The following is an 8,610-nucleotide window of genomic DNA, read 5'->3' as shown; positions in this document are numbered from 1 at the left end:
CCTCTAGCAATTTTTCAAATGATATTTCAAAGTTTCTTTGTTACAGCAGGAAAACCTAATCTTGGTTTAATTACTACTTTATTGGGTGGAGTTGCTAATATTGTTTTAGATTATGTGTTTATAGCTAAATTTAATATGGGGATTCAAGGTGCAGCGGTTGCTACTGTAATAGGTTATTCAATTCCTGCAATCTATGGTATTTATTTCTTTATGTTTAAAAAAACAACGGTATTGCATTTTGCAAAGCCAGTTTTAAGAAAAGATGTATTAATCAATACATGTTCAAATGGGTCATCGGAAATGGTTAGTAATCTAGCAATTGCCGTTACAACATTCTTGTTTAATATGATGATGTTAAAGTATATGGGAGAGACAGGAGTTGCAGCAATTACGATAGTCTTGTATGCACAATTCTTACTTACATCAGTATTTTTAGGATTCTCACAAGGTGTAGCTCCTATATTTAGTTACAATTATGGTGAAAGAAATAGAATTAAAATAAAAAAATATTTTAAGATGAGTATGCTTATCGTATTAGTGTTCTCAATATTGATGGTACTAGTATCAAATGTATTTGAAGATTTAATCATCGCAATATTCGCAAGAGAAGGAACAGAAGTATTTACGATTGCTAAACATGGCTTCTCTTTATTCTCGATAAGTTTCTTATTCACAGGTTTTAATATTTTCACATCAGCATTATTTACATCGTTTTCAAATGGCAAGATATCAGCTTTTATATCATTTATAAGAACATTTGTATTATTAATTATTTCGCTAGTATGTCTACCTATGGTAATTGGTATTGAAGGAATTTGGCTTGCTGTACCAGTTGCTGAAGCATTAAGTATAATATTGTCTATAGTTTGTATAATACGTTCTAAAGAAGAGTATGGTTATATGTAATTATACAAAAATCTAGTATAATACTTAAGAGGTAAAGTATATGAAAAAATATAAAGCAGTTGTTTTTGATTTTGATGGAACATTATCAAATCGTCAAATATCAGCATACAACAAATATAAAGATGACCTGCAACAAATATTTCCGGATATTAATACAGAGTCATTTGAGTTTGAAGCAATTATACAAAGTTGCTTGACGTGGGATCAATTTGGCACTATTAAAAGAAGTTATGTATTTGATCAACTTGGGAAAACATATAACTTGGATCAATTATTAATGGAAAAGATGTCAAAAAAATGGTCAGGTGAATTTTATAAATATACTATATTAAGGGAAGGCGTATTTGAAACGCTTGAGAAGTTGGGTAAAGATTATACATTAGGCTGCATAACAAACGGTGATTCAAATGGGCAACATAGTAAACTTGATTATTGTGGAATTAAAGAAGTATTAGATGCTGTAATTGTATCTGGTGATTTAGGTTTTCATAAACCAGATCCTAAGATATTTATTGAAATTAGCAGAATGCTAGATGTATTGCCTGAAGAAATTATTTATGTAGGGGATACATTCTACGCGGATATCTATGGAGCTACATTAGCAGGTTGTACACCTATTTGGTTAATTACTGATAAAGATCATCCATGTGGTTTAAAAGTAAATCGTGTAGATAGATTTACTGATTTAGTAAATGTGATAAATGAAATAGAAGAATCTAGATAGACTCTTCTATTTTTTCATTTGCTTGAAGTGCGTTGTATTTATCAGTTGCTATTTCTTTATAAATATTTTCATGTAGTAAATCAAACATCATAGTAGCCCATGTACACCATAATAAATTATGAAATGATTCATAAACTGATAACTCGTGTTTAACTTTATCTGTTAATGTAGTTTCAAAATATGTTTGATAAAATAATTGACGTTTATTTAAATCAGTAATATTATTTTCTGTTAAAAAACTCATAATATCAAATAAAGGATCATTGTCTTTTGCATATTCATAATCAATCAAATAATCTTTTGAATCAGTAAACAATAAATTACCGCTAACTAAATCATTATGACATAATATATGAGGGTTATGTATTTGTTTAACTTTATCTATTAGATAATAGTACTTTTCTAAAGGAAATAATGATGCTTGGATTTTACTTTGGTATTCTCTCAATAATGAAATACAATTAAATTCATTATGAGTGATAATTTTAGCATCGTGCAGTTTTCTAATTAGTTTAGCCGCTCTAATTATTTTATTGTCATCAAAGCAATCTTTATATTCTGAAGCATTATTAATCCATTTTGTAATACGTATTCTTGTTGATGGATCATAATATAATTCATTAGCATCTAAATTCAATTCTTTTATAAGTGGTAATACCATGTGCTCATTATCAAATGTACTTAATTCTTTAGTTTCCTCTTTAGGAATTCTTATCGCGACAACTTCATCATTAAAAATACCTTTATATATGTTATTAGTTAAGCCAAGGTTAGTTGGAGTACATTCAATTTTCTTACCATCTATAACCAATTCAATTCTATCCATTTTTATCACCACTTTAATTGTAACCTACTTTTCATATATTTGTCAGTTGTTTGAATTTGTATTAAGTGGTAAAATTGCAACACGAGGAGAACATTATGAATAAATTTAAACGTTTAATCACACTTCCACTATTTATTTTATTTATTCTTGCTAATTTATATTGGATAAAGAAGCATGACGATATTAGTTTATATAAGCAAATGTTTATTGTGTTAGGAAGTGTTGTTATTTATTTAGTGGCAACATCTATAGAAGTATTTTATGCAAAAAATAACGTACTTCGTATCCGTTTGTTTAAAATATTTGTTACAGGTTTATTACTATATTATTTAGTATTTTTATGTGCAGTGTTATTTTTAGATGGATTTTTCTTTACTAGATCTGCAACTCATTATGTTAATTTAGTCCCATTTAAGACAATAAAAGAATTCTTTGCAACTATGCGTGATGAAAATAGTTTAAAGTCTTTTGGTAATTTAGTTGGTAATGCAATTTTATTTATGCCTATGGGTTTATTATTACCATTATGGAGTAAAAAGTTTCATAATATATTTGTGTTTACTATTACAATGGGTGTAATGGTTAGTGGCGTTGAGTGCATTCAACATTGGACAAACATGGGTACTGCAGATGTTGATGATATCATTTTAAATGTTGGTGGTGCATTGATGGTTTTCTTTGTATTTAAATTTATATTCTTTTTAGTAAAAGATAAAATTGAAATGTATTTTAAGGATGATGAGTCAAATCAACCATTAAAGTTATAAAAAGACTTTCCCTTTATGCAAAATTAATATATTATATTAAAGTAATGTCAACCACGTATAAGCTTTTCAATAGGGGAAAAGCGTCTCTACGGAAGACCGTAAATCTTCTGGCTACGATGGAATAACTTTTTGAGTTGTTCCTATCGGAAGACTTTTTTTATTTTTTGGTGACATTTAGAAAAGGGGAACTATGTTAGAAAAATTATTTAAGTTAAAAGAAAAGAAAACAAATGTTAAAACAGAGATTATTGCAGGGGTAACTACTTTCCTTGCGATGGCTTACATCCTTTTTGTTAATCCTGATATCTTAGGAGCAACAGGTATGCCATTTCAATCAGTTTTCTTAGCAACTGCAATTTCTGCAGGTGTGGCATCAATTATTATGGGGGTTTTCGCTAATTACCCAGTATCATTAGCTCCTGGTATGGGTGTTAATGCATTATTTGCTTACACAGTATGCGGCGTAATGGGATTTTCTTGGCAAGCTGCTTTAGCAGCAGTATTTGTTTCAGGAATTATCTTTATTCTTATTTCAGTTACTGGTATTCGTAAAGTTATTATTAATTCAATTCCTAAAAACATGAAACTTGCAATTGGTGCAGGTATTGGTTTCTTCATTGCTTTTGTTGGATTAAAGAATGCAGGAATTATTGTAGCTAACAGTGCGACATTTGTAGGGCTTGGAAACTTAAAAGATCCAACAGTTCTATTGGCTATATTTGGTTTATTATTAACAGTATTATTATTAACTAAGAAAGTTAATGCGGCAGTATTCTGGGGATTACTTGGAACTGCAGTGGTAGGTGTTATTTGTGGTGTTGCAGGTTTAGGTGCAGGATTACCAGCATTACCTACATCAATTGTTTCATTTGATTTTGAAATGCCTACATTCATGGCTTTCACATCAGGCTTTGGTGAATTATTCTCAAGTCCTTCAGTAGTAGTAATCATCTTCTCATTCTTATTTGTAGATTTCTTCGATACTGCAGGAACATTAGTTGCGGTTGGTAATGATATTGGTCTTGTAAATGAAGAAGGCGAAATGGAAAATATTGAAAAAGCGTTATTAGCTGATTCAGTGGGTACAGTAGTTGGTTCAGTTTTAGGAACATCAACTGTTACATCTTTTGTTGAATCAGGTTCAGGAGTTGCAGCTGGAGGAAGAACAGGGTTAACAGCTTGTGTTACAGGTTGTCTATTCTTCTTATCAGTATTCTTCTCACCACTTCTTAGTGTTGTAACAAGTGCTGTTACAGCGCCAGCACTAATCACAGTTGGTATCTTAATGGTTCAACAAGTTAAAGGTATTGATTGGACTGACGTTGGTGTTGCTGCATCATCATTCGTTACAATTATTATGATGATGTTATGTTATTCAATTTCTGATGGTATTGCAGTTGGATTTATTGTGTATACACTAGCAAATATTGGTTCTGGAAAAATAAAAGATATTAAACCAATAGTATGGGTATTAGATATCATATTTATTCTATATTTTATTTCTAAATAAACTAGTTAAACATATCGTAAGGTATGTTTTTCTTTACCTTTTACAAGGAGTCTCATATACTTTATTTGTTGAATAGTGAGGTAGAAAATGAAATATATATTTCTGGATGTAGATGGAACACTTATTGATTCATTTGATTATGCAATTCCACAGTCTGCCAATGAGGCAATAATTTTAGCGAAAAATAATGGCCACAAAGTATTTGTTTGTACAGGAAGACCATTAAGTCAGGTTAAGAAACTTGATTTAAATTTATTTGATGGTGTTATTTGTTCAGCAGGAGCTTATGTGGAAAAGAACAATAATGTTGTATTTCAACGTATTATGAATAATGATGAAATAAAACAAATAGTAAATACATTACATAAGTATAATCTCAACTACATATTAGAAGGTAAATATAGCAATTATTATCTTGAAAATGGTGTAGATGATTTTATGAGTATGTTTAGAATGTATGATCCTAATATGTCATGGGATGAAATGGTTAGTAATTTATGCTTAAGTTCAATGAGTGATTTAAAAGATGATTCAGTTTTTAAAATTACTTTTTATACAAATAAGAAATCTATCATTCAACAAGTAGAAGAAGAATTAAAAGATAATTATCAAATGATTTATACAGAACATGATGAAGGTCAAATGATGGAAATAGAAATTATGTTTAATGATTGCAATAAAGCAGAAGGAATTAAAAAACTAATTGAACATGATAATATTTTACTTAGTGATACGATTGGTATTGGTGATAGTATGAATGATTATGAAATGATTCAAGAATGTGGTATTGGAATTGCGATGGGTAATGCTTGTGAACAGCTAAAATCTGTTTCTAATATGATAACTGATTCCGTTAGTGATGACGGAATCTATAAGGCATTTAAAAAGCTAGAACTATTTTAAAAGAAGTCCGTTATTGGACTTCTTTCTTATGGATTAACTCTATAAACTTTATTGATGGTGCAGATAATGATTTTCTGGATAAGTATGCATAGCCAATACTTCTAGTTGGTAATGGTGTTTGTACTTGTAATTCAAATACTTCTTTATTTAAATAACGTGATGAAAATTCCTTAATAACACAAGCAACTCCTAAGCGTTCTTTAACACATTCAAGTAACAGACTGTGAGCACCTAATTCCATTTGAGGATGTAACTTTATACCATTCTTTGCGAATTGTTTATTAAGATAGTTTCTAGAGTTGGATGATTCTTCAAGTAATATTAATGGTAACTTAGATAATTCTTTATAGCTATAAATTTTGTTAGAAGGATTCTTACCTACAAATATATCATGAATTATAAAACATTCATTGAATGTTAGTGATTCATCGTGAATGGGTAGATTTACAAAACCTAAATCAACTTGTCCATTCTTTAGTAATTCATATATTTCGATACTAGTTCGATTTACGACTTTAATTGTTACATTAGGATATAAATCATGAAACTTAGAAAGATAGGGTGTTAAAAAGAATTCACTTACACTGTCTCCAGCAGCAATAACCAATTCACCTTCCTCTAATTCTCTAAGGTTAGATAATTGATTTTCGGCATTAGTGATTAGATTTAATGCTTGGTTTATGTTTTGGTATAGAAGTTCACCTTCCTTTGTAAGAATAACTCCTTTTTTCATGCGCACAAATAGCTGTATTTTGAGTTCTTTTTCTAATAGGGAAATTGCTTGTGACACTGCGGATTGCGTAATAAAGAGGTTTCTAGCGGCTTCAGAGAAGGAAAGAGTAGTGGCTGCTTCATTAAATATTTTATATTGTTCAAGTTTGATATTCATACATTAGCTCTCCTTATATCAAAATTAGTATAGTTTAATTATACTAATGATTAATTATAGTTTATAATAAGTTTGCGATGAGTTCAACTCATAGAAGAGGTAAATACTATGGAAAGAAAAGTTGGTACAGTTTCAAGAGGCGTAAGATGCCCAATTATTCGTGAAAATGATGATTTAGCAAAGATTGTAGTTGATAGTGTAATTGATGCTGCAACAAGTGAAGGATTTGAATTAAGAGATCGTGATGTTATTTCAATCACAGAATCAATAGTTGCTCGTTCACAAGGTAATTATGCAAGTGTTGAAGCAATAGCTACTGATGTTAAAGCTAAATTAGGTGGGGAAACAATTGGTGTTATTTTCCCTATACTTTCTCGTAATCGTTTTGCAATTTGTTTAAAAGGAATTGCAATGGGAGCTAAAAAAGTTGTATTAATGCTTAGTTACCCAAGCGATGAAGTTGGTAATGAATTAGTATCATTAGACAAACTTGATGAAGCAGGAGTTAATCCTTATTCAGACGTTCTTTCTGAAGCAAAATATAGAGAATTATTTGGTGAAAACAAACATGAATTCACTGGAGTAGATTATGTTGACTATTACAGTAATATTATTAAAGAAGCAGGTGCAGAAGTTGAAGTAGTTTTTGCTAATCAAGCTAAAACAATTCTTAACTACACAGATTGCGTATTAACATGTGATATCCATACACGTGCTCGTACAAAACGTATCTTAAAAGCTGCTGGTGCTAAAATAGTTTGTGGTTTAGATGATATTGTTACATCAAGCATTAATGGTGAAGGATATAATGAAAAATATGGTTTATTAGGTTCTAATAAATCAACAGAAGATACAGTGAAATTATTTCCAAGAGAATGCAAAGATTTAGTATTAAGTATTCAAGATAGTATTTTAAATAAAACTGGTAAACATGTTGAAGTAATGGTATATGGTGATGGTGCATTTAAAGATCCTCAAGGTAAGATTTGGGAATTAGCAGATCCATGTGTATCTCCAGCATTTACTGATGGATTAATTGGAACACCTAATGAATTGAAATTGAAATATCTTGCTGACAATGATTTCAAAGATTTAAGCGGTGAGGCATTGAAAGAAGCTATCTCAAAGAGTATCCGTGAGAAAGACAATAATCTTGTTGGAAATATGGCATCTCAAGGTACTACTCCACGTCAATTAACTGACTTAATTGGTTCACTTTGTGACTTAACAAGTGGTTCTGGAGATAAAGGAACACCAGTTGTATTAGTTCAAGGTTATTTTGATAACTATACAAACTAAAAACTTAAAGGGAAGAGGAAAATATGAAACAAGATAATATTTTAGTATTAGATTTAGGTAGTCATGATAATACACGTATAGCACGTTTAATTCGTGACTTAGGTGTTTACAGCGAAATTAAACCACATGATATTACAAAAGAAGAAATAGCTACATTGAACGTAAAAGGGATTATTATTAATGGCGGTGAAAACAATGTTATTGATGGTAAAGAAATAGATGTTAATGAAGAAATCTATTCGTTAGGAATCCCTGTTTATGCAGTAGGTCATCAACTTGCGAAAGTTTCTAATAAAGCAAGCTGGGCCAAAACAGATGAAGCAATTAAAGAAGAATTAAAAGTATTTGTCTTTGATGAATGTCATGCCGATAAAAACTGGAATATGAAAAACTTTGTAAATGATCAAGTAGATATCATTCGTAAACAAGTTGGTGATAAGAAAGTACTATTAGCATTATCAGGTGGAGTTGATTCATCTGTTGTGGCAGCTTTACTTATAAAAGCAATTGGTAAACAATTGACTTGTGTTCATGTTAATCATGGATTAATGAGAAAAGGTGAATCAGAAGACGTAATTGAAGTTTTCCAAAATCAGTTGAATGCTAATTTAGTTTATGTTGATGCTACTGACCGCTTTTTGGGTAAACTTGAAGACATAAATGAACCTGAACAAAAACGTAAAATTATTGGAGCTGAATTCATTCGTGTGTTTGAAGAAGAAGCTCGTAAATTAGATGGTATTGAATTCTTAGCACAAGGAACAATCTATCCAGATATTATTGAAA

At 30.2% G+C, this 8,610-nt stretch carries 9 protein-coding genes and 1 riboswitch; of the genes, 7 read left to right on the top strand and 2 right to left on the bottom strand.

Annotation, left to right across the window (positions count from 1 at the left end):
- Positions 1 to 906, top strand: a 906-nt coding sequence (locus tag RR430_RS08340) for an MATE family efflux transporter (protein ID WP_332508923.1), incomplete at its 5' end; no start/stop codon positions are given.
- Positions 907 to 946: 40 nt separating this feature from the next.
- A complete protein-coding gene (locus RR430_RS08335; RefSeq protein ID WP_332488203.1) occupies positions 947 to 1,630 on the top strand; it encodes an HAD family hydrolase in 684 nt (227 codons plus the stop codon).
- On the opposite strand, the gene RR430_RS08330 is transcribed toward RR430_RS08335, so the two are convergent.
- Positions 1,623 to 2,456: a choline kinase family protein gene (locus tag RR430_RS08330; protein WP_332488201.1), complete on the bottom strand. Its 834-nt coding sequence runs from the start codon at positions 2,454 to 2,456 to the stop codon at positions 1,623 to 1,625. The two genes, RR430_RS08335 and RR430_RS08330, sit on opposite strands and share 8 nt — an antisense overlap.
- A gap of 95 nt (positions 2,457 to 2,551) precedes the next feature.
- On the opposite strand from RR430_RS08330, the gene RR430_RS08325 reads away from it, so the two are divergent.
- From RR430_RS08325 to RR430_RS08315, 3 genes are all read left to right on the top strand, one after another.
- Positions 2,552 to 3,223, top strand: a complete 672-nt coding sequence (locus tag RR430_RS08325) for a VanZ family protein (protein ID WP_332508922.1) — start codon at positions 2,552 to 2,554, stop codon at positions 3,221 to 3,223.
- A gap of 33 nt (positions 3,224 to 3,256) precedes the next feature.
- Positions 3,257 to 3,357, top strand: a riboswitch (purine riboswitch).
- A gap of 56 nt (positions 3,358 to 3,413) precedes the next feature.
- Entirely contained in the window at positions 3,414 to 4,733 is a 1,320-nt protein-coding gene (locus RR430_RS08320; protein WP_332488198.1) for an NCS2 family permease, read from the top strand.
- Positions 4,734 to 4,820: 87 nt separating this feature from the next.
- Positions 4,821 to 5,636, top strand: a complete 816-nt coding sequence (locus tag RR430_RS08315; RefSeq protein WP_332488197.1) for an HAD family hydrolase — start codon at positions 4,821 to 4,823, stop codon at positions 5,634 to 5,636.
- A gap of 10 nt (positions 5,637 to 5,646) precedes the next feature.
- Here RR430_RS08315 and RR430_RS08310 read toward each other — a convergent pair whose 3' ends face one another.
- The gene (locus tag RR430_RS08310) at positions 5,647 to 6,525 is read right to left on the bottom strand and encodes a LysR family transcriptional regulator (protein ID WP_332488196.1); all 879 of its coding nucleotides are present in this window, start codon (positions 6,523 to 6,525) and stop codon (positions 5,647 to 5,649) included.
- A 108-nt stretch (positions 6,526 to 6,633) separates the two neighbouring features.
- Between RR430_RS08310 and RR430_RS08305 the strand changes: the two genes are divergently transcribed.
- Both RR430_RS08305 and RR430_RS08300 read left to right on the top strand, forming a co-directional pair.
- The gene (locus tag RR430_RS08305) at positions 6,634 to 7,824 is read left to right on the top strand and encodes a coenzyme F420-0:L-glutamate ligase (RefSeq protein ID WP_332488194.1); all 1,191 of its coding nucleotides are present in this window, start codon (positions 6,634 to 6,636) and stop codon (positions 7,822 to 7,824) included.
- Between the two features lie 23 nt (positions 7,825 to 7,847).
- The coding region (locus RR430_RS08300; protein WP_332508921.1) for a glutamine amidotransferase-related protein at positions 7,848 to 8,610 on the top strand (763 nt) is incomplete at its 3' end.

Source organism: Anaerorhabdus sp., from assembly GCF_036641015.1.
Taxonomy (GTDB): Bacteria; Bacillota_I; Bacilli_A; order Erysipelotrichales; family Erysipelotrichaceae; genus Anaerorhabdus.
The sequence above is the reverse complement of the archived record's forward strand: the minus strand, read 5'-3'. Positions and strand labels throughout refer to the sequence as shown.